We start from the raw sequence: 372 nt of genomic DNA on the forward strand, positions 1-372 counted from the left end.
AAAGCATTAGTGATGGACACTCAACCTATCGCATTTGAAAGCGCAGCTGACGCTTACACTCTTGGTGCAGCATTGGCTCTGTTCCGTAAAGCGAACAACGCAGAACAAGCAGCGAATATCATTGGTGAAGGCCTTCAAGCATTCACAAAACCCGGCAGTGTTGCGGAGCAACGCCAAGTCGGTATCGGCCATGGCGCACTGGCTGCTCGCCTTCTCAATGAAGAGAGCCACTGCTTTGCTTTCCTTGCAGGCCATGAGTCTTTTGCTGCTGCAGAAGGTGCGATCAAGATTGCACTGAACGTGAACAAATCACGCAAAACACCATTGAAAGTTATCTTGAACGGTCTAGGTAAAGATGCCGCTTACCTAATC

Annotated in this window: 1 protein-coding gene; it reads left to right on the plus strand. The window is 49.2% G+C overall.

Annotation, left to right across the window (positions count from 1 at the left end):
* On the plus strand, nt 1–372 hold a 372-nt coding region (locus AB4486_RS23110; protein ID WP_372118850.1), incomplete at both ends, for a GGGtGRT protein.

This window comes from Vibrio sp. 10N.222.55.C6 (genome assembly GCF_041473395.1).
Taxonomy (GTDB): Bacteria; Pseudomonadota; Gammaproteobacteria; order Enterobacterales; family Vibrionaceae; genus Vibrio; species Vibrio crassostreae_C.